Here is an 18,217-nt window from a genome sequence, read left to right as displayed (position 1 = left end):
AATTTATTTTACTTTTTTGGCATTGTGTTGTAGGTATTTAAGCACTAAATTTAGATCAGTTTCATCTAGTGCGACAAATTTCGCATCGACCATACCAGATAAATTTGCTGGCCACTGAGCAGCTGTGAAGCTGTTTGGTTCGTGCAGCCTGTGACATGCTGAGCAGGTCTCTTCGTAAATTTTCTTAGCCTTTGCGTAAAGCTCTTTTTGGTTGCCACCAAGCGCGTCATTTGGCACTTCATAAAGCCCATCAACTTGATACCAAACCTCGCCGTAGTCATCTTCAAGCTCTTTTACTTTTTTGAAATTTGCCTCGCTCTCGTCATCAAAAGCTACAAAGACTTCAGGGTCTTCTACGCTTCTTTGAAGCTGAGCCAAGTAGTTTGCCGACACTACACCACTAACCTTGATCTTGCTCGTTTTATCGCCTTTTTCTAAGACTTCAACTGGCGTTAAAACCTCGATCTTACCGATCATCTTGCCATCAAGTGTAATGTTCGCATCTTTTGCGATCACATCAGCACCAAAGGCAAGACTACATGCTAGCACTGGGGCTAAAAATAGCATTTTCATTTGACAATCCTTAAAAAAAGAAATTAAATGAATTCTATAACCAGCACGCTTAAGATTATATTGCTATATTTAGAGAAAAGTAAGTATTTTAGGATGTTTTAAAGGGGTAAAGTAAATTTAAAGTTATAAAAATAGGGCGATTGCTCGCCCAAATTTACTTTAAGGATTATTTCTTCATCTGGATCGCAGTTTGTATCATTTCATCACTTGTTGTGATGCTTTTTGCGCTCGCTTCGTAGGCCTTTTGTGTGACGATCACCTCACTTAGTGCTTGACCAAGATCGACGTTACTCATCTCGAGCTTATTTGCCAAAATTTGCGCCCCATAAACGGTTTCGCCAGCTTTGTTTTTGTAAAAAAATGGCTCGCCAGAGTTGGCTGTGGCTTCATAGAGATTGTCACCAACCTTTGCCACGCCTTGGTCGTTTATAAAGTGATAAAGGGCCACTTTTGCCACGGGAAATGCTCGAGTGTTGTCGAAATTTGCCATGATGTTGCCACGATCATCGACGCTATATTTTGATAAAAGCCCCTCAGCGTAGCCATCTCTTTTTATGTTGAAGTCTTTTCTAGCGTTTGCTGAGCTTGTCATGCCGTTATAAACGTCCGCATCGCCGTCGCCCTCGAAGTTTAAATTTACGCCGCCAACGCTTGTTAGTGTATTTGCCACAAGCCTGCCACTGCTATTAAATGTAAGTGAGCCCATAGCCGTATTTTGCACGGCTCCGCTAGCATCAGTTATCGTTGCCACCGCGTCCCAGATAGTCTGGTCGCCAGTTTGTGGGATCTGCTTGGTTAAATTTATAGTAACTAGGCTCTTTGTGCCGTCTGCGTTGTAGATGTCAGAGGTTAGTTTCTCTTTGTTTGACACTTCAACGAGCGAGGTGACTTCAGCATTTACCTCTAAATTTGCAAAATCCATAAATTTAAGGCTCTTGTCGTTTATCTGCCAAGTGCCGTCACCCTCAAGTGTGGTCGAAAACTCGCTAAATTTACCATCGCCGTCTTTTACTTTTACGACCACGCTGTCACCAGCTTTTGCGCCAAGTGATGTGGTGCTTAGCGGGATATGTCCGTTTAGTGAGATCGTCTTGTTTGTATTATCAAGCGTGTAGGCGTATTCGCTAGCCTCAAGGGCTGTCGTTTTTTTATCTGTTATGCGGCTTGAGTTTAGGTTGCCTTTTAGGCTGATATTTGTAGTAGCCTCAGCTGGCATAAATAAAAAATGAGGCAGGGTTATGCCCTTTTGCGAGCCAGGATCGCCCAGATTTAGATCCTCTTGCGAGACCGTGTAGGCTTGTGGGGTGCTTGAGGTTTGACCATATTTTTTAAGAGCGCTCGCACTTGGCGTGGTTGGAGTGAAATTTGCAAGCGTGCCAAGGAGTAAATTTCCCCTAGTATCTACTAAATTTCCAGCCGCATCTATGTCAAAAGTGCCTGTTCTTGTGTAGTAGTTTTTGCCTGTTTTATCGACAACGCCAAAGAAGCCATCTCCGCCTATGGCAAGGTCAAAGTTGTTATCAGTGCTTTGAAAGCTACCATTTGACATATCAAGTGCAGTCGTTTGCTTAGTAGCTCCAAGTCCCACTTGATCGCTAGTTGGGCCACTTCCTGCTGAGACTAGGTTTTGGTTTATTAAATTTTTAAACTCAGGGATTGAAGCTTTGAAGCCGACATTGTTTATGTTTGAGATGTTGTTTGACCAAACATCCATGCCAAAGCTTTGCGTCTTGATGCCGCTAACCCCGTTGTAAAAACCTCTCATCATGGCTTTTAGCCCTCGTAATATTCAGATACTTTATCCATAGAAACGTATTCGCCAGCTACTTTCATCATAGCCTTGCCATCTACAAATTTCACCGCCTCGACCGGGTAGTTGCCTATTTGCGTTTTGTACTCTTTGCCATCTTTGCCAGTGTAGGTTGCCGAAATGGTATATGAGCCATTTGGCACTTGGTTGCCAGACGCGTCTTTGCCGTCCCAAGCTAGGTTATGAACGCCTGCATTTGTCTCGTTTAGATCAGTTGTTCTTACGACTTGACCATTTGCGTTTTTGACCTCGATTTTGCCATTTGCAAGATCTGTCTTAAAGTAAAGCGCAAATTTTGCATCTTTTTTCTCATCTGTTAGCATGACTGCATTTGAGCCAGTTGAGACCATCTTGCCAAGGGCTGAGATAGCGTAGGCGTTTGCGTTTGATTTTAGCTGATTTACTAGCTCTTTCATCGCTTTGTTTGTGTTTTCTTGCATCTCGACTGACGCTAGCTGGCTAGTTTGCGTTAGCATCTTTTCAGTATCCATAGGGCTTGTTGGGTCTTGGTGCTGAAGCTCGGTTAAAAGTAGCTTCATAAATGCATCTTTGTCTAGCTGTCCATTTGGATTAGTTCCTGTGCTAGCTGCAGCGTCTTGTCTTGCTTTTGCCTTTTTCTCGGCATTTTTTTGCTGCGTTGTTTGTGTGGTTATATCTGAAACTGAAGCCATAATCTCTCCTAAATATATCTTGGTATTACTAGCTCAAGCAAGCTTTGTTCCGCTTGGGCGTTTTCGCTCTCGTCGCTTTGATTTGAGCTATATTTGTTCTTTGCTTGTTCTCTTTTTTCTTGTCTTTGGTTTTGGTCTGAGAAATTCATCTCAAGCTCGGTAAATCCCATATTTACAAGGCTGTTTTTAAACTCAGCTTGGTTTTGTAAAAAGAGGTTCATCGTAGCCGTTGTAGAGTTAAAATTTACATGCAAATTATTGCCGCGATTAACCATCGTGATCTCGACCTCACCTAAATTTAGCGGGTTAAGCGTGATGTTAAAGCGAGTGATCGGCGCTTTGTAGTTTTGCACCTGCTCTTTTAGCGTAGAAGAGAAATTACTAAGCGTCTCTTTTATCTCCGCCTTTGTCTGAAGCTGGTGTTTAGCGCTATTTGCGATGTCTTTTACCATTTGATTTAGCTCTGATTTATTATCGCTGCTAAAGGTCTCCTCGCTTGGCTCAGCCTCGCTCATCTGCTCTCTTTCTGGAAAGAGTAGCGACTCAAGAGTTGGGGCTTTTTGCGCCTTTTGCTCGTGTAAATTTACCTTTACTTTTGGCTCTTTTGGCTGCTCCTCTGGCTCAACGTCCACAAGCTCATCATCAAGCTTTACTTCACTATCATCTAGTTTTTTAGGCTCTTCTTTGACTAAATTTTTAACTTCATTTGTTGGATTTGCCACCACCTCTTTTAGCAAAGTATCAAGCTTTACGACCTCTTTTGGCTCGTTTTTGATGATAGTTTGCTCGACCTCGTTTTTTAGCTCTTTTAGGTAAAAAGGCTTGTCCTCAGTCTTTATCGGCGTGAAAAATTCCTGCTTGCCCAAATTTTTAAACATCTCGTTTAGTTTTGGCACATCTTCATTTGAAATTTCTATATTTTCAAGGCCAAGGTCAAATTTCTTAGCAAGGTCGATAAGATCGCTAACGCTTTTAACGTTGCTAAGCTCTTCAACGTTCTCAGGGACACTTAAGAAATTTGCTATTTTGTCGCTGAAATTTGGAAATTTACTTACCTTTTCATTGCCATTTAGAATTTCTAAAACTTGCAAAAGCTGCATGAAATTTGCATTTTCATAGAGCTCATTTTTTGTATCTTCGTCCAAATTTTCTTCAAGTGCGGCCGAAATTTTTGCCACGCTTTCGTTTTGCGCCTTTTCTATCGTCTCTTTTTGGATATCAACAGTTTTTACTATCTCTTTGACATCCTTTTCGGTGATCTTTTGACCGCTATTTGCCTTGCTCGCAGCCGCGTCCAAAACCATCGACAAAAACTCGCCGTTGTTTTGAGACTTTTTCGCAGCCGCAGGCTTTTTAGTAGCCGCAGGAGCTAGCAAATCTACGTTGTTTTTCGCTGTGTAAGCTTGCATTTAATCCCTTTAAATTTAAAAACTTAACGCTTACATGCAAAATCTATTCCAAAAATTAATTTCTTGATATCAGCTTAAAATTTATAAAAATTTGGCTATAATCTGCCCCTATTTAAAAACTGATGAAGCGAAAATATCAAACTAATAAACGGAGAAAAATTTGGAAAAGATACGAAATATAGCCGTCATCGCGCACGTCGACCACGGTAAGACAACAATGGTTGATGAGCTTTTGAAGCAGTCAGGAACATTTAACGAGCATCAAAACCTTGGCGAGCGTGTAATGGATAGCAACGACATCGAAAGAGAGCGTGGCATCACGATCCTTTCTAAAAACACCGCCATTCGCTACAAAGATACAAAGATCAACATCATCGACACTCCAGGCCACGCCGACTTTGGTGGTGAGGTAGAGCGTGTTCTTAAGATGGTTGATGGCGTTTTACTGCTTGTCGATGCGCAAGAAGGTGTTATGCCACAAACTAAATTTGTTGTCAAAAAGGCGCTTTCACTAGGACTTCGCCCAATCGTCGTCGTAAATAAGATAGACAAACCTGCAGGCGATCCAGACCGCGTTATAAATGAAATTTTTGACCTTTTTGTCGCACTTGACGCAAATGATGAACAGCTAGAATTTCCAGTCGTTTATGCAGCTGCTAAAAATGGCTATGCAAAGCTAAAACTAAGCGACGAAAACAAAGATATGCAGCCACTTTTTGAGACTATCCTAGCTCACGTGCCAGCCCCAAGCGGTAGTGACGAGAACCCACTTCAGCTTCAAGTTTTCACGCTTGATTATGACAACTATGTCGGCAAGATCGGCATCGCGAGGATTTTTAACGGCAAGATAGCTAAAAACCAAAACGTCATGCTTGCAAAAGCTGATGGCACAAAGACAACTGGTAGAATTTCAAAGCTTATCGGCTTTATGGGGCTTGATAGGATCGATATAAACGAGGCTGGCACTGGCGACATCGTAGCGATCGCTGGCTTTGACGCGCTTGACGTTGGCGATAGCATCGTTGATCCAAACAACCCACATCCGCTTGATCCGCTCCATATCGAAGAACCAACCCTTAGCGTTGTATTTTCTGTAAATGATGGCCCACTAGCAGGCACTGAGGGCAAACACGTCACATCAAACAAGATCGATGAGCGCCTTGCAAACGAGATGAAGACAAATATCGCGATGAAGTATGAAAACATCGGCGAGGGCAAATTTAAAGTAAGCGGTCGTGGCGAGCTTCAGATCACCATCTTGGCTGAAAATATGCGCCGCGAGGGCTATGAGTTTTTACTTGGCAGACCTGAGGTCATCGTAAAAGAGATAAACGGCGTAAAATGCGAGCCATACGAGCTTTTAGTGATCGATGCGCCTGATGATACGACAGGCACAGTCATAGAAAAACTAGGCAAAAGAAAGGCTGAAATGGTCTCTATGAACCCAACAGGCGACGGCCAAACAAGGATCGAATTTGAGATCCCAGCTCGCGGACTTATCGGCTTTAGAAGCCAGTTTTTGACTGATACAAAGGGCGAGGGTGTTATGAACCACAGCTTTTTGGAGTTTAGGCCACTTAGCGGCACCGTCGAGCACAGAACAAACGGCGCACTAGTTTCTATGGAAAACGGCGTAACGCTTGCTTATTCGCTATTTAACTTGCAAGATCGTGGCGTGCTATTTCTTGATCCACAAGCAAAAGTCTATGTGGGTATGATCATCGGCGAGCACAGCCGTCCAAACGACCTTGACGTAAACCCAATAAAAGGCAAAAACCTAACAAACGTGCGCGCAAGCGGTAGCGACGATGCGATCAAGCTAGTACCGCCTAGAAAGCTAAGTCTTGAGCGTGCGCTTGAGTGGATAGAAGATGACGAGCTAGTCGAGGTTACGCCTATAAATATTCGCGTTCGCAAGCGCTATTTAGACCCAACAGAGCGCAAAAGAAAAGCAAAACTATAATCAAAATTTGCTAGCAAAATCCCCTTTGGTGCCAGCCAAAGGGGCTAGCAAGTGAAATTTAATCCTAAAAGCAAATTTAATAATCTAATTTGTAAATTTATCTGTTTGTGCCAAATGGAGCTGGCTAAATTTAGTCAAATTTGGGTTTTGGCTGATGTAAATCTAAAAAGGCTATTTTTTGTTTTTTTTGGGTTTTGGTGCTTCAAATTTGTAAATTTATGCTTGGTAAGTAAATTTGCCTGATTTGATGCCGTCATGAGAAATTTATAGAGTAGTTTGCGTTTTACAAAGACTATTTTGCCCGTGAAAAAGCAACTAGCTGTGGTGATTGAATTTGTTTTTTGAATTTTCAAAAGGGCTAAATTTTGGTTTTGAAAGCTATTAAATTTACTTATTTAACTATCTCTGCATCCAAATTTTTGTAGTGGTTAAAATTTTTAAATTTGTGGTTTGAGTGATTTTACTTGCGTGGTTGTAGTGGCGGTAGCGTCGAATGGCTAGCGATTGATCAAAAAGAGAATGTAGCAGTTGGCAGAATTTAAATTTCTATGAGGCGGATTTGGAGAGAGCTTTATGGTAAAAAAACAGACTAAATTTAATGAAATTTAGTCCTTTCTCGCTCTAAATTTGTAAATTTATGCGAGTTGGTAGAGTTTGAATGATCTAAATTTTGGCTATGGTGGGCGATTTTAGATATTGGCACAAATTTATATTGGTTAGTGGTTAGCTAAAGTTGGTGACCTTAAATTTCAAAAGATAGTCTGGGGTGAGGTTCATAATAAGAGATAGATTAAATTTAGACCTTGTCTAAAAAACTAGCTTTTAAAATCGCTCTTGTTAGTGATGAAATTTAGCAAATTTATCACCTCAAACCACAACAAAAGCTACCTAAATTTACAAAAGTGTAGAGCGTAAATTTAACTAGCGGATCTTTTTTAGTTTTGACTTTGAAATTTTATAAATTTTTGATGGAGTGTCTTCAAAAAATCGTTCATCAACAACTTCATCAGCCACGCTTCTAGCCCAAATTTCGTCAAATTTCATACCATTTTTGTTTGCGCTGCTTGAGTAAAGCCAGTCAAATTTGCTTAAGAATCTCTCATGTTCGCACTCTTTTACGACCCTGATCGCCTTTAAATTTGGATATAAAAATGTAGTTTTTCTCGATCGGCGGATGAAATTTTTATACTTTTTTGGCGCTCTAGCAAGTCCGTTTAAAACGCTAAATTTAGCCGTCGTGATAAGGCAAGGTTTGCCTTCGCTTCGCATTTTGGCGTGATTTATCTCCTTGTAGTCCTTGCTTAAAAAGCCAGCTGTCGTGTCAGTTTGCGCTAGGTATATCATCTCTCTTCTTTGAAAGTAAAAATATGCACGATATGATGAGAGCAAAGCCTAAAAAGTCCCAAAAGACGAACTTCGTCCCAAGCCAAAAGTAGCCAAAAAACGCGGCACTTAGTGGCTCTATGCAGGCTATCATGCTGGCTTTTGAGGCGCCTATGAGCTTAACTCCAGTCATATAAAAGCTAAATGCAAATATCGTGCCAAGCGTGATGACGGCGAGAAATGCTAGCCACTGCGCCGTGCCACTAAGCCCCGCAAACTCCCACACTCTCATATAAAGGCAAAGCACCACTCCACCTATCACCATGCCCCAGCCAAGCGTGAGTGTGACTGAGTATTTGGCATTTAGCCTTGCGGGAGCTAGGTTATAAACGCAGACGCAAACGGCGCTTACCAAGCACCAAAATAGCGCTTTTGGCGAGATGACAAGGGCTGAAATTTGCGCATGAGTAGCCAAGAAAAAGACGCCAAGCATCGCGCAAAGTAGGGCTAAAATTTCAAGCGGTCTTGGTGCTCGCCTCTCTTTTAGGCAGATGATGGCTAGGATGAGGACTGGAGCGGTGTATTGGATAACGGTCGCAACTGCGGCGTTTGAGAGCTCGATCGAGTAAAAGTAGGCATACTGCGTCATCATTAGCCCAAGCAGGGCATACGTGAGAAGCTCGGCTATCAGTTTTACGTCAGTAACTGGTGCAAAAACGGCCTTTGGAGCCTTAAAAGCGTAGTAGAGCACGATAAGAATGCCAGCTAGCAAGAGCCTATAAGGCACTAGAAAATCAGCGCTAATGCCTTGCGAGAAGAGATACTGCCCGCAAACTCCGCTAAATCCCCAAAGTACGCCACCAACTAGCGTAAGAAGCACTCCAAGTTGATGGCTGGACATTAAATTTATCTATCTTTATGTAGCTGGGCGTCTTTGCCGTAGTGTGGCGAATATGGCCCATAAAGTATGCAGTCGTGGCAGTTTCTAGAAAAGAGGTAGGCATCAGCTCTTACTGCTAGGTCGTATGATCTATCTGAGATGGTGTTTGCCACTTGCGTGATGACGGCTGAGACTAACATGCCAAGCAGGCTGTTTTGTCCATTGCCGCTATCCTCTGCGGCTGCTGCCTCGCCCTGCCAGAGTGTCGCGCCACTTTTTATATCGACTAGCTTTGCTTCAAGCACTACCTTCGTAGAACTTGAGACCACGACGTAGCTCGTGCCGTAGTCTTTTATATTTATGTAAAGCACGCTATCGGCGTGAAAAATTTTATCAAGCTTATTTAGTGGCACGGCTGCGATCTCGCTTGGCTCAGTGATGCCATTTTGCTTAAATGTATCATTTACAAGAGCCACTGGAAATACATAGTATCCAGCCTCGCTAAGTGGGGCTACTGAGTTAGCTAGAACGGCCGCTGAGCCACTTACTTCGGTGCTATCGTTTGTTGGCATTAGCACTAGGATGGAGCGTGGCTTTTTTTGCAAAAAGGCTGAGTAGTCGTATGGCTCAGGCTCTTTGAAAGAACAACCCGCAAAAAATATCGCAAGAAGCGTCACAGCTATAAATTTCAGGCTATTTTTCATCTTTTGCTCCCTCTTTTTTGCTCTGCTTTTTTGGGGCTAAATTTTTAGAGCCCTTGATGAAATTTATAAATTCTCTTGACTCTGGGAAATTTTGCACCTCTTTGTCAAAATTTGCATTTGCAGCGCCTAAATTTCCGTTATTTAAGTATAAAAGTCCAAGGTGCGCGTATAGCCCTGGCGCAACCTTGTAGCCCCTTTGAGTTGAGTTTTGCACTAAATTTTCTAAGCGTGAAATTTGCTCAGTTGCATCGCCATCTTCGTTTAGATAGCTATATAGCGAGCTACTATATGTGCCGTCCCAGTAGTAAAGCGACCTTGGACCACTTGCGTTGCTGCACCCTGCGATTACAAGTGCAAGAGCGCCAAGGCTGGCAAGCCCTATTTTACTTGCCATGCTCCACTTTCTATGCCATTTACTAGGTTATTTACCGCTTCAACTATCGCTAGGCTTAGCACCTTGCCATTTAGCGTAGAGTCGTATCCTGCGGTTCCGCCAAAGCCGATGATCTCTCTGTTTGAAAGGGTGTATTCGCCAGCGCCGCTAACTGAATAGACGACCTCAGCCGTTTTGGTATCGACAACGTTTAAATTTACCTTTGAGTAGGCGGTTTGTTGCTTACCTTTGCCAAGTATGCCAAATAGCTGGTGATCGCCTGTTGTCTTGCGTCCAAACTCAGTCACATCGCCAGTTATGACGTATCTTGAGCCTTTTAAATTTTGAGCCTCTTTGCTTAGCTCGCTCTCTTGTTTAAGGACTGACATATTTGATCTCTCAAGCACCAAAAATCTACCGCTTTGCTGTAAATTTGTAATTAGGATGCTTTGAGCTTGGTTGCCAAGTCTATCCTCGTTATCACTAAAAACGCCATTACCGTAGTTTGATTGATTATTAAAGCGACCAATAGAAACTGAGACCTTTTTGCCGTTATAAACTGAGCCGTAGCTTGCTACTTTTGGAGTTTCAACCACTCTTGAGCTCTCGCTTGCACACCCTGCAAAAAGCGATGCGATCACTAGAGCTGCACTAAATTTTAAAACATTTTTCATCTTTATCCTTTGTGACAAAATCGTGTGTATATTACTACTTTTTTTTAAATGGCTCGAAATTTCATCCACGTGCCATTTGCGTATCTGCGCACAAAGAGCACCGCCTTTACCGCCCAGTCGGCAAACATCGCAAACCAAGTGCCTATCATGCCAAGATCAAAGGTGAGTGCAAAGATATAAGCTAGCACGATCCTGCAGGCAAACATGCAGGCTAAATTTACTATCATCGGGTATTTTGCGTCCCCAGCAGCACGAAAAACGGTCGGATAGGTGTAGGCAAGCGGCCAGATAAGGCACATCGCGATGCCGTGGTACCAGACGATCTGCCTTGTTAAATTTATGGCCTCGCTAGAGAGATTATAAACGCGAAGTAGCGGCTCAAGAAGCAGTAACACGGCAGCCGTGCTAAAAATCTGCACGATGTAGATGCTTAGCATCGATTTTCTTACGTAAAATTTAGCCTGATTAAAGTCATTTGCACCGATGCATCTAGCCACGACGACGCTTAGGCCTGTGCCTATCGCCATGCCAGGGAGCACCTGAAACATCACGATCGTCCCGCCCACGGCATTTGCAGCGATGCTTGCCGTGCCAAAGAGCGAAACAAGGCTCAAAACGATGATGCGACCCACATAAAACATCGAATTTTCAAAGCCATAAGGCACGCCGATATTTAAAATTTTCTTGATGATCTCGTAGTCAAATTTATAGATAAGGCTCTTTCTTATGTGAAGTTTTAGCTTTATATCAAGTAGCAGATAGACTATGACAAAGCAAGCGATCGCCCTTGCTATGAGCGTGCTAATGGCGATGCCAAGCACCCCTGTGTGAAATGTGTAGATGCTAATGGCAGTTAGCAGCACATTTAGTAAATTTGCAGCCGCCATGATATACATAGGTAGCTTTGCGTTTGACATCGTGCGAAAGATCGCCGCAGCTGCTGCATAGAGGGCTAAAAATGGCGCTGAAATAGCTGAGAAAACGAGGTAGTGGCTAGCATCATGCCTCACTTGTTCGCCGATATCTCCAAAGACTTTATCTAAGATGATATCTTTTAAAACTATGATGGCAAGGGCTATAAAGATGGCAAAAATTAGACTAAACCAAACTAGCTGATCGGTGGTATTTCTGGCGTTGCCACTTTGTTTGCTGCCTAGATACTGGCTAGCGACCACCGAGCCACCAGTGGCTATGGCGGTAAATATGCTAATAAATAGCGCCATGACAAACTCCACAAGGCTTACCGCACTCACCGCACTTTCGCTAACACTTGCTGCCATTAGCGAGTTTGCAAGCCCTAGGCTATACTCTAAAAACTGCTCTACGGCGATAGGGAAAAATAGCCTTGCGAGGTCGGCATTTGAGAAAAATCTCTGCTCGTTTGTCAAATTTTTCAAATTTCACCCCTTTTGTAAAGTGTGGGTAAATTATAAATTTTAAAAGGTGAAAAGGCTATAAATTTTTGGGTCTTATTTATTGACAAATTTGTCTTAAAGGGAGTAAAATCACGGCAGTTCTAAGTTTTAGAAAGACCTTTTTTGGATACAAAATGCACTCAATCGGAATCGATATAGGCTCAACTTCTGCAAAAGTTGCGATCATGGAGGCAAGTAGCGGCGAGATAAAGGAGCTATTTTTACTCCCAACTGGCTGGAGCAGCGCAGATACGGCCATGCTTATAAAAGAGCGAGTTTTAGCTTTAGGCCTTGGCGAGCTATATTTTACAGCGACTGGATATGGCAGAGTCTCGGTGCCATATGCTGATAAAACGCTTACAGAGATCACCTGTCACGCGCTTGGGGCGCACTACTTTTGCAAAAGCGACTGCACCGTTATAGACGTGGGTGGCCAAGATACGAAGGCTATCAAGATTGAAAATGGCTCAGTGACGGACTTTACGATGAATGATAAATGCTCAGCCGGCACTGGTAAATTTCTTGAAATTATGTCAAACCGCCTTGGAGTTAGGTTTGATGAGCTTACAAGCATTGCTAAAAATAGCGACAAAGATATCGCCATAAGCTCGATGTGCACGGTCTTTGCAGAGTCTGAGATCATAAGCCTTATCGCTCAAAACGTCTCACGAGAAAATATCGCAAAAGCGGTGATCGCCTCAGCTATAAATAAAATTTCAAATTTGGTCAAAAAACAGGCAAATACGAGCTATTTCTTAAGCGGCGGCTTTAGTAAGAGCGAGTATGTGATAGAAAATTTAGAAGCGTGCTTGCAAGCTAGTGTCACCACGCACAAAGATGCGATCTACTGCGGTGCGATCGGCGCTGGCCTTGCAGGGATAAGAAATTTAAGGAGAGAAGATGGCAATAAATGAGAGTATGAATTTAAGCGAAATTTTCGCTACCTATGACAACGCTAAGAAAAATTTAGCTCAAAACGTCGAAGCGGTTAAAAATAGCGGCCAAAAGATCGCAGCGATATTTTGCACCTACACGCCAAGAGAGATCATCCACGCAGCAAATGCCCACAGCGTGAGCGTCTGCGCTACTGGCGATAACGCAGTGGTTGAAGGCGAAAAGTACCTGCCTAAAAACCTCTGTCCGCTCATAAAGGCAAGCTATGGCTTTGCCAAGGCAAACAAGTGCCCATTTGTGCGAAACTCCGATATCGTTATCGGCGAGACTACCTGCGACGGCAAGAAAAAGATGTATGAGCTAATGGGTGAGTTTAAAGACGTCCACGTCATGCACTTGCCACATTTCAAGAGCCAAAAGAGCCTGGAGCTTTGGCAAGATGAGGTTAGGGAGCTAAAGGAGCGGCTGGAGGTTAAATTTGGCGTGAGTGTGAGCGACGAGGAGCTTAGAAACTCTATCAGGCTATTTAACAAAGAGCGCGAGCTAATGGGAGAAATTCAAAATTTTATGAAGCTAACGCCACCACCCATGAACGGCAAAGAACTGCACGCACTGCTATATGGAAATGGCTTTATATTTGATAAAAAGGGGCAGATAAGCGACCTTGAGATCATCGTAAATAAGCTAAAAGAGTGCGTGAGAGACAAAATTTCACCCGTGCATAAGGACGCCAAACGCATCATCATCACAGGCTGTCCAAGTGGCGGGGTCTATGACAAGATCGTGCCAGCCATAGAAGAGGCAGGCGGCGTCGTGGTGGCTTACGAAAACTGCACTGGAACTAAAAACTTTAGCAACCTTGTCGATGAAAATGACGATCCAATCAGCGCCATAGCAAAGCGCTACATGGCTATACCTTGCTCGATCATGTCGCCAAATAAAGATAGAGAAAATGTGCTTCAAGAGATGATAAAAGAGTATAAGGCGGATGGCGTGATCGACGTTGTGTTGCAAGCCTGTCACACCTACAACGTAGAAACTACCAATATAAAAAGGACGTGCAATGAGGTAGATACGCCTTATATGGCGCTCGAGACGGACTTTTCTACAAGCGATGCTGGGCAGATCAAGACAAGGCTCGAGGCGTTTATAGAGATGCTTTAGGATAAATTTAAAAGAGTAGGGGGCTAAATTTAGCTTTAAATTTAAATAGCTGACTTGAAATGCAGTGAAATTTACTAAATTTACAAGTCAGCTAAAGCGAATGAAAAATACTTTATTTAATTACTTTATTTTTTCTAAAAGCCACCAGCTTGAATAATCACCGTGGATATATCGCATGTGCTTATAATCATAAAGAACCGAATTCCACTTCTCATCACCATTTTTCATTTTGTCGTTATACTCTTTTGTCTTTTCTCTGTCGCCTAAATATTTATACATATCGCGTAGATCTCTACATATATAGGCACTTTTTAGTTCATTGCAGCCATATTCAAGCATTTTTACGTCTGCTTTTGACTCAGAAAGGGCTTTTGCATAATCAAATTCTTGATTTTCTATTTTTGTGTAATCATCACTTCTTTTTGAAAAATAAACTATTTTATATTTAATTAAATCAATAGCTGGTATATTGCATGCTGGAGCAAATTTTTTATCGTAGCAGTATTCTGGAATGGTTTTTTCGTAGAATTTTACAACTTTTTTAAGGTCTTTACTCTCTAAAGCTTCTAATTTTTCTAGCGAAAGACAACCTAGATCATTGCCTTTATCAAAGCACCAGTATTTAGCATTGTCACCGCCAATTTCTTTAGTATTTTTCTGAATAAATTCTTTCTCCCCACTATAATCATAATTTGGCTTTTCTTTACTGCTTCCTCCAAAGCCCCAGGCATATACGCTACTTGTGGCTAACACGCTGGCTAATACTGAAGCTAAAATTTGCTTTTTCATCTTGATATCTCCTTTTTGATTTAAAAAGGCATTCTACCCCCCCCGTACTTAAAATAAATTTTAAAAGGGTGCTGACTTGTGAAAAGGTCTAAATTTAGTGTGTAAGTGTCTGCTAAAAAGTGCAGAGTATGTCAAGCAGTCTGCCAAGCTTTTGCATATCGTTTAAGAAAAGCTGGTTTGATTTTTGTGTAAATTCTTTGGCTTCTTCTAGGATTTTTGGCTCAGATATACTATAAGCAAACTCCTTTTTTAGGATCTTTGCCCCCTTTTTATAAACAAATTTTGCATCAATTAAGCTTGCAAAAAAGCTATCATCTCTTAAGTAGTAGTTTGTGGCCGCATTTACAAAAACTGGCTTTTGAGCCAAAAACTCATCGCAAACGCCATTTGGTGATCTAAATTTAACACTCTCAACCACATCAGGCCTTATCTCATAAAACCTTATCTCGCTAGATTTTTTAAGAGCCAAAACGTCACTAGCTTTGTTTAAATTTATAGAGGCGTTGTCTGCTTCAATGACGTTTATAACGCCATTTACAAGAGAGTAGGCACTTGTAGTTTTATTTTGATCGAGGAAATTTATCATGCCAAAAAATGGCACGCTGGCATTTTTATCAGCTAAGCTTGGCATGCTTTTTATTAGTAGCTGCTGCTTTTTGCCACCAAGCTCAAAGTAGCTTACCATGATGGAAATTTCATCTTTTTTGCTAGGCGTCTTTTGCGAGCAGCCTGCAAAAAAGAGTATTGCTAGCAGCAAAACTACTAAATTTCTCATTTTATAAAATAATCACCATCAAAGCTTACAAGCGAGTATTTTCTCTCGTTGCCGATGCTCTCTTTAAGCTCATCGATGCTCAAAAACTCCAAGCTATCAGCTCCGATATACTCTCTGACCTCTTCGACGCTTTTTTTGGCGCTTATTAGCTCCTCAAAGCTTGGTGTGTCGATGCCGTATCGCTCAGGATACTTTAGCTCAGGGCACGCAACTCTGAAGTGAATTTCTTTCGCCCCTGCGTGTCTTAAGAGATCGACCACTTTTTTAGAAGTGGTGCCACGAACGATGCTATCATCGATCACGACGATGCTTTTACCAGCTAGCACGCTTGACATTGGGTTTAGTTTTAGCTTGACCTTTAAATTTCTCATCTCTTGGCTTGGCTCGATAAATGTCCTGCCCACATAGTGGTTTCTGGTGATGGCTAGCTCAAATGGAATTTTGCTCTCATTTGCATATCCAAGCGCTGCTGGCACGCCACTATCTGGCACAGGCACGACAAAGTCAGCCTTTACCTTGCTCTTTCTAGCTAGCACCTCGCCCATCTTTTTTCTCACTTCATAGACGCTTTTGCCCTCTATAACGCTATCTGGGCGCGCAAAGTAGATATACTCAAAGGCGCAAATTCTAGGATCTGGTTCGAAGATTTGCAAGCTTTGAAACTCGCTCTTGCCATGTTCAAAAACTATCATCTCGCCAGGTCTAACATCTCTTATAAATGTCGCTCCCACAAGGTCAAACGCGCAAGTCTCGCTAGCTACGATATATCCGCCATCTTTTAGCCTACCAAGGCTTAGCGGCCTAACGCCCCAGCGGTCTCTGATAGCAAAGGTCTTGTGGCGTGACTGCACGAGCAGGCAGTAAGCGCCTTTTATCTTGTCAAGTGCTGCGATGATGCGATCTTGTAGGTGTTCGTCGTGGTTTCTTGCGATGAGATGGATGATGTTTTCTGTGTCCATATTTGTCTGAAATATCGCGCCATCTTTGATAAGTTCGTCTCTGACCTCGTCTTTATTGACCAAATTTCCGTTGTGAACGATCGAGATTTGACCTAGGGCGTAGTTGGCGGCTATTGGCTGGGCGTCACGGCCTGAGTTTTTGCCAGCTGTTGCGTAGCGGTTGTGACCGATCGCCATGTCGCCTTTTAGTGAGCTCAAAACCTCCTCGTTAAAGACATCAGTGACTAGGCCGTTGCCCTTGTGGGTAGAGATCTCGCCGTCGTTACAGACACTGATGCCACTTGCCTCTTGACCGCGGTGTTGCATAGAAAATAACGCATAATACGCCGTTTTCGCCGCATCTTTAGAATTTATGATACCAACTATTGCGCACATTTTTTATCCTTTAGTTTTCATTATCTTTGTAAATTTCAAGAACATTTTTGTAGTTAAATTTGATCTCATCGCCTATCTCTAGGCACCCTTTTGTAAGTGGCTTGTTGTCCAAAGTGCCGGTATATTCGCCGTTATTTGCACCATTTACGACCACCCACATGCGCTCAACCTGAGCAAATTCATCATCTTCAAATCTAAATATAAGTTTTACTATGTCGCCAGCTCTTAAATTTTGGCGCTTTTCGCGCTCTGGCAGGTAGAATTTATCGCCAAATTCTAGCTTGTAGCTCTGCGCGTCATCAAGACTAAATTTAATCATCAAGCCCCAAACTATCGTCTATCGAGTATAGGCCACTACTTTGATCTTTTAGCCAGATAGCTGCCTTGATCGCACCTTTTGAAAAGGTCGCTCTGCTCGTTGCCGTGTGGTTTAGCTCGATAAATTCGCCGTCATTGTAAAAGCCAACCGTGTGACGACCGACCACGTCGCCTCCACGAAGTGCCATAACCGCGATCTCATCTTTGCTTCTTGCGCCCACCATGCCAGCTCTGCCTGTTACTAAAACATCTTTTAAATTTAGATCCCTTGCCTCTGCCACGCAACCAGCCAAGGTCATCGCAGTGCCACTTGGAGCGTCCTTTTTGTATCTGTGGTGTTGCTCGACTATCTCGATATCAAATTCTCTTAAAACTTTTGAAGCTATCCTTGCTATGCGGTTTAACACTGCTACGCCTAGACTCATGTTTGTTGCGTAGAGTATTGGCATAGTACCTGATGCTAGGTGAAGCAAGTTTTTCTCGTCGTCATTTAGTCCAGTTGTGCCGATAACTAGTGGTTTTGGGTTGGTTCTAGCGTAGTTTAGCAGTGCCACCGTCGCCTCTTTTTGGCTAAAGTCTATGATGATGTCGCACGCTTCAAAAAATTTAGCAAAGTCGTTTGTCAAAAGCTCGCTACTTAAATTTTCAACCTCATTTTTTTGGCTAAAAGCGACGCTTAAAGTGGCGTCTTTTTCATCTTTTAAACAAGAGATGATGCTTTGAGCCATCTTGCCGCTAGCGCCGTAAAGTCCTATTTTTACCAAAATTTATCCTTTGATTTTTGGTTGAAATTTAACATAAATTTTATTATAGAGAGATTACGAAATGGCTTTTAAAAAAGAGCTACTTTAGGCAAGAATTTAATTAAAAATTATCATTGTGGCAATTACTGCAATCAGAAAAATGGGTATTGATTATATTAGAGCGCACTTTTTGCCTATTTTGTGTAAAAAGGCTATTGCACACTACGTCTTAGAGTTGTTTTATTAATGCAATAGAGCAAAATTTTCACGAGTACTTTTTATGATAATAACTTTATAAATTTTTCTATGTTTAGCCAGCTTCTCTGTTAAATTCAAAAATTTAGGCACTTTTAAAATGTAAATTTTTACTAAAATGATTTATTTTGAAAGAGAAATTTAGCCAAA

General features: G+C 42.2%; 17 protein-coding genes and 1 pseudogene. 3 read left to right on the top strand and 15 right to left on the bottom strand.

Annotation, left to right across the window (positions count from 1 at the left end; translation table 11 throughout):
• Positions 1-3: 3 nt before the first annotated feature.
• From F3G98_RS07680 to fliK, 4 genes and pseudogenes are all read right to left on the bottom strand, one after another.
• Positions 4-573, bottom strand: coding sequence for a hypothetical protein (locus F3G98_RS07680; protein WP_103608214.1), 570 nt, complete (start codon positions 571-573; stop codon positions 4-6).
• A 166-nt stretch (positions 574-739) separates the two neighbouring features.
• Complete coding sequence (locus F3G98_RS07675; protein ID WP_149725973.1) at positions 740-2,341, bottom strand: flagellar hook-basal body complex protein; 1,602 nt, start codon at positions 2,339-2,341, stop codon at positions 740-742.
• A gap of 5 nt (positions 2,342-2,346) precedes the next feature.
• On the bottom strand, positions 2,347-3,054 hold the full coding sequence (locus tag F3G98_RS07670; RefSeq protein ID WP_149725972.1) for a flagellar basal body rod modification protein: 708 nt from the start codon (positions 3,052-3,054) through the stop codon (positions 2,347-2,349).
• Positions 3,055-3,175: 121 nt separating this feature from the next.
• Positions 3,176-3,506 (bottom strand): annotated as a pseudogene (gene fliK / locus F3G98_RS11135) (flagellar hook-length control protein FliK); the annotation flags it as partial.
• A gap of 1,117 nt (positions 3,507-4,623) precedes the next feature.
• Here fliK and typA point away from each other — a divergent pair.
• On the top strand, positions 4,624-6,426 hold the full coding sequence (gene typA, locus F3G98_RS07660) for a translational GTPase TypA (RefSeq protein WP_107968786.1): 1,803 nt from the start codon (positions 4,624-4,626) through the stop codon (positions 6,424-6,426).
• 921 nt (positions 6,427-7,347) lie between these two features.
• Here typA and F3G98_RS07655 read toward each other — a convergent pair.
• The 6 genes from F3G98_RS07655 to F3G98_RS07630 are packed head-to-tail and all read right to left on the bottom strand — an operon-like array spanning position 7,348 to position 11,777.
• Complete coding sequence (locus tag F3G98_RS07655) at positions 7,348-7,770, bottom strand: Sua5 YciO YrdC YwlC family protein (RefSeq protein WP_103608219.1); 423 nt, start codon at positions 7,768-7,770, stop codon at positions 7,348-7,350.
• Positions 7,748-8,650, bottom strand: coding sequence for a DMT family transporter (locus F3G98_RS07650; RefSeq protein ID WP_103608220.1), 903 nt, complete (start codon positions 8,648-8,650; stop codon positions 7,748-7,750). Before F3G98_RS07650 ends, F3G98_RS07655 begins: the two co-directional genes overlap by 23 nt.
• Positions 8,651-8,655: 5 nt before the next feature.
• Positions 8,656-9,333: a DUF799 domain-containing protein gene (locus F3G98_RS07645; protein ID WP_103608221.1), complete on the bottom strand. Its 678-nt coding sequence runs from the start codon at positions 9,331-9,333 to the stop codon at positions 8,656-8,658.
• Positions 9,323-9,727: a DUF4810 domain-containing protein gene (locus F3G98_RS07640; RefSeq protein ID WP_103608222.1), complete on the bottom strand. Its 405-nt coding sequence runs from the start codon at positions 9,725-9,727 to the stop codon at positions 9,323-9,325. The genes F3G98_RS07645 and F3G98_RS07640 overlap by 11 nt, the downstream gene beginning before the upstream one ends.
• Positions 9,712-10,380 carry a CsgG/HfaB family protein gene (locus F3G98_RS07635; protein ID WP_103574801.1) on the bottom strand — a complete coding sequence of 223 codons (669 nt, stop codon included), beginning with the start codon at positions 10,378-10,380 and terminating at the stop codon, positions 9,712-9,714. Before F3G98_RS07635 ends, F3G98_RS07640 begins: the two co-directional genes overlap by 16 nt.
• Before the next feature lie 44 nt (positions 10,381-10,424).
• A complete protein-coding gene (locus F3G98_RS07630) occupies positions 10,425-11,777 on the bottom strand; it encodes an MATE family efflux transporter (protein WP_103608223.1) in 1,353 nt (450 codons plus the stop codon).
• A gap of 152 nt (positions 11,778-11,929) precedes the next feature.
• Between F3G98_RS07630 and F3G98_RS07625 the strand changes: the two genes are divergently transcribed.
• Together F3G98_RS07625 and F3G98_RS07620 are read left to right on the top strand one after the other, a co-directional pair.
• Complete coding sequence (locus tag F3G98_RS07625) at positions 11,930-12,709, top strand: acyl-CoA dehydratase activase (RefSeq protein WP_103608224.1); 780 nt, start codon at positions 11,930-11,932, stop codon at positions 12,707-12,709.
• Positions 12,696-13,853 carry a double-cubane-cluster-containing anaerobic reductase gene (locus F3G98_RS07620; RefSeq protein ID WP_103608225.1) on the top strand — a complete coding sequence of 386 codons (1,158 nt, stop codon included), beginning with the start codon at positions 12,696-12,698 and terminating at the stop codon, positions 13,851-13,853. Before F3G98_RS07625 ends, F3G98_RS07620 begins: the two co-directional genes overlap by 14 nt.
• 120 nt (positions 13,854-13,973) lie before the next feature.
• Here F3G98_RS07620 and F3G98_RS07615 read toward each other — a convergent pair whose 3' ends face one another.
• From F3G98_RS07615 to dapB, 5 genes are all read right to left on the bottom strand, one after another.
• On the bottom strand, positions 13,974-14,642 hold the full coding sequence (locus tag F3G98_RS07615) for a hypothetical protein (RefSeq protein ID WP_103608226.1): 669 nt from the start codon (positions 14,640-14,642) through the stop codon (positions 13,974-13,976).
• A 112-nt stretch (positions 14,643-14,754) separates the two neighbouring features.
• On the bottom strand, positions 14,755-15,417 hold the full coding sequence (locus F3G98_RS07610; protein ID WP_103570519.1) for a DUF8095 domain-containing protein: 663 nt from the start codon (positions 15,415-15,417) through the stop codon (positions 14,755-14,757).
• Positions 15,414-16,751 carry an amidophosphoribosyltransferase gene (gene purF, locus F3G98_RS07605; protein WP_103608228.1) on the bottom strand — a complete coding sequence of 446 codons (1,338 nt, stop codon included), beginning with the start codon at positions 16,749-16,751 and terminating at the stop codon, positions 15,414-15,416. Before purF ends, F3G98_RS07610 begins: the two co-directional genes overlap by 4 nt.
• Before the next feature lie 10 nt (positions 16,752-16,761).
• Entirely contained in the window at positions 16,762-17,070 is a 309-nt protein-coding gene (locus F3G98_RS07600; protein ID WP_103608229.1) for a DUF2314 domain-containing protein, read from the bottom strand.
• Positions 17,063-17,833, bottom strand: coding sequence for a 4-hydroxy-tetrahydrodipicolinate reductase (gene dapB / locus F3G98_RS07595; protein ID WP_103608230.1), 771 nt, complete (start codon positions 17,831-17,833; stop codon positions 17,063-17,065). The genes F3G98_RS07600 and dapB overlap by 8 nt, the downstream gene beginning before the upstream one ends.
• Between the last annotated feature and the right edge of the window lie 384 nt (positions 17,834-18,217).

The sequence above is a fragment of the Campylobacter concisus genome, from assembly GCF_902460895.1.
Taxonomy (GTDB): domain Bacteria; phylum Campylobacterota; class Campylobacteria; order Campylobacterales; family Campylobacteraceae; genus Campylobacter_A; species Campylobacter_A concisus_BC.
This window is presented reverse-complemented; position numbering and strand designations above follow the sequence as displayed.

Bases quoted from the DNA above. Each gene is read 5' to 3' on its own strand.
- F3G98_RS07615 (WP_103608226.1), bottom strand. From the start codon at position 14,642: ATGAAAAAGCAAATTTTAGCTTCAGTATTAGCCAGCGTGTTAGCCACA.
- F3G98_RS07655 (WP_103608219.1), bottom strand. From the start codon at position 7,770: ATGATATACCTAGCGCAAACTGACACGACAGCTGGCTTTTTAAGCAAG.
- F3G98_RS07610 (WP_103570519.1), bottom strand. From the start codon at position 15,417: ATGAGAAATTTAGTAGTTTTGCTGCTAGCAATACTCTTTTTTGCAGGC.
- F3G98_RS07600 (WP_103608229.1), bottom strand. From the start codon at position 17,070: ATGATTAAATTTAGTCTTGATGACGCGCAGAGCTACAAGCTAGAATTT.
- F3G98_RS07670 (WP_149725972.1), bottom strand. From the start codon at position 3,054: ATGGCTTCAGTTTCAGATATAACCACACAAACAACGCAGCAAAAAAAT.
- F3G98_RS07680 (WP_103608214.1), bottom strand. From the start codon at position 573: ATGAAAATGCTATTTTTAGCCCCAGTGCTAGCATGTAGTCTTGCCTTT.
- F3G98_RS07645 (WP_103608221.1), bottom strand. From the start codon at position 9,333: ATGAAAAATAGCCTGAAATTTATAGCTGTGACGCTTCTTGCGATATTT.
- F3G98_RS07625 (WP_103608224.1), top strand. From the start codon at position 11,930: ATGCACTCAATCGGAATCGATATAGGCTCAACTTCTGCAAAAGTTGCG.
- F3G98_RS07650 (WP_103608220.1), bottom strand. From the start codon at position 8,650: ATGTCCAGCCATCAACTTGGAGTGCTTCTTACGCTAGTTGGTGGCGTA.
- F3G98_RS07620 (WP_103608225.1), top strand. From the start codon at position 12,696: ATGGCAATAAATGAGAGTATGAATTTAAGCGAAATTTTCGCTACCTAT.
- purF (WP_103608228.1), bottom strand. From the start codon at position 16,751: ATGTGCGCAATAGTTGGTATCATAAATTCTAAAGATGCGGCGAAAACG.
- F3G98_RS07635 (WP_103574801.1), bottom strand. From the start codon at position 10,380: ATGAAAAATGTTTTAAAATTTAGTGCAGCTCTAGTGATCGCATCGCTT.
- F3G98_RS07640 (WP_103608222.1), bottom strand. From the start codon at position 9,727: ATGGCAAGTAAAATAGGGCTTGCCAGCCTTGGCGCTCTTGCACTTGTA.
- F3G98_RS07675 (WP_149725973.1), bottom strand. From the start codon at position 2,341: ATGATGAGAGGTTTTTACAACGGGGTTAGCGGCATCAAGACGCAAAGC.